The sequence below is a fragment of the Polynucleobacter sp. 39-46-10 genome (genome assembly GCF_002282275.1).
In genome coordinates this window covers 1-2,100 of sequence record NZ_NCJB01000369.1, presented here as the reverse complement: position 1 = coordinate 2,100, position 2,100 = coordinate 1, and the positions used below count along the sequence as shown (strand labels likewise).

The following is a 2,100-nucleotide window of genomic DNA, read 5'->3' as shown; positions in this document are numbered from 1 at the left end:
GTCTTTGATTGGTTGAGCAGGTGGGGCTTTTTTAGATTTTGTTCCAGGCATCAGCTCAAAGTCTGGAGTAAAGGTTGTCATCGTGCTTCGCAATTGATCAAATGCTTTGCGATCACCCTCAAATTTAGCTTTTCCTTCGGCTTGGAGTTTTTCAAAGGTAGTTTGACCGCCCATGACTTTCTCTAAGTCGCTACGGTTCACGATGATAGTCAGGTTGGGGTTTTTATCCTGATAGCCTTTGATATTAGTGAGTGCAGAATTACTCATCTCGATTACAAACTTTTCACCATTATCTGGGGTGTCGAGATTAATAGTGAACTTCATGCCGGCAGCTTTTTTGCTATCCATGCTGATCGCTAAGGCATTGAGCCACAACTCAGTAGTCATTGCTCTGATCATGTCAGGGCCATTAGTCTTTGGCGATGCTCCAGAAGGCATACCATGACGAAGTTCGTAGGCAGCGCCCAAGAAACTATTACGCACACTTGGACTTTCTTTTTGATAACCAATTTGTTCAAAAATATCTGCTAGCAAATCTTTAGCTGCTGTGTTGTTTGGTTCTGCATAAACCAATTTATTCACGATCTCCATTGCTTCACGGTATTTACCTTGTTTATAGAGCTGCTTACCCTTTGCCATGATCTTGCCGGCACCACCCATCATCTCGACATACAGCGGTGCAGAATCTTTTGGTGATAAGGGAATCAAAGTAGCAGGATTAGCATCCCAGTAACCTAGGTAACGATTGATCACCGCACGACTGTTGTGCTCCTCTGAGCCATGGTAGCTATGCGCTGCCCACTGAGACTTTAAGCTCTCTGGCTGCTTGTAAACGTTATGCACTTCATTGATCGTGACGCCATTGTTCGCCAAATGCAGAACTTCATTATTCAAGTGGGCGTAACTATCGCGCTGAGTACGCATGACTTCCTGCACGCGATCATTGCCCCAGCGTGGCCATGAATGGGAGGCAAACATGACTTGCGCCTCAGTGCCATAGCGATATAGGGCATTATTAATATTCTTAGACCATGCCAAGGCATCGCGCACTAAAGCACCACGCAAGGTATAGATGTTATGAATGGTGCCGGTAATATTTTCAGCAGCCCAGAATGCCTTCATCTGCGGGAAATAAGTATTCATCTCAGCCGGAGCCTCTGTACCTGGCGTATTTTGAAATTCCATCTCCACGCCATCTACTGTCATTTTTTCAAATGGCTCATTAATGAGAATGGTAGGTTCAATTAAGCCGAGATTGCCTGCGGCTGTATTTTTACCAATGGATTGATCAACGTGACCAAATGGGCTGCGTGGCAATAAAACACCGTACTGAAAATACAGACGGCGTGTCATGGCATTGCCTGCGTATACGTTCTCTGCAACAGCATGATCCATAAAGCCAGCCGGAGCAATGATCTTCACCTTTCCGCTCTTTACATCAGCCTCATCAACCACGCCACGCACACCGCCAAAGTGATCGGCATGGGAGTGGGAATACACCACCGCAACAACTGGACGCTTACCTAGCTTCTCGTTAACTAATTCCAAAGCTGCTCTTGCAGTCTCTTTGGAGGTCAGTGGATCAAAGACAATCCAACCGGTATTGGTTTTAACAAAACTAATATTGGATAAGTCAAAGCCGCGTACTTGATAAATCTTTCCTGGGACGACTTCATAGAGACCATAACCCATATTGAGAATGGCTTGGCGCTGTAAAGATGGATGAACGCTATCAAAATCCTTGCCCTGCAATAAGAACTCATAGCTACCCATATCCCAGGCTACGTTACCTGCATCTGCCATGATGGTTTTATAAGCAGGGGCAGCAATAAATCCTCTCTTGGATTCTTCAAAATCACGCTTATCTTCAAAAGGTAGGGTTTTGCGTAAGCCATTCTGCAGCTCCACCGTAAAGGTCGAGGGGGCTTTGCCTTTGGCATCAAAGTGCTTACCCTGCATAGCGCCCGGATCAGCTACGACTCCACCGCCGCCAGCTGCGAATACAGCATTTCCAGAAATGAGTGCGATAGATGCTGCAATCAGAGTTAATTGGGTTTTCATATGGACCTTGAGCTAATGCGAATATTGGTAAAAAGAAAA

General features: G+C 45.6%; 1 protein-coding gene. It reads right to left on the bottom strand.

All coding sequences use genetic code 11. The features are described 5' to 3' along the window. Positions 1-2,061 (bottom strand): alkyl sulfatase dimerization domain-containing protein (locus B7X71_RS15725; protein WP_293601419.1); only part of this gene is annotated, 2,061 nt, incomplete at its 3' end. Positions 2,062-2,100 lie beyond the last annotated feature (39 nt).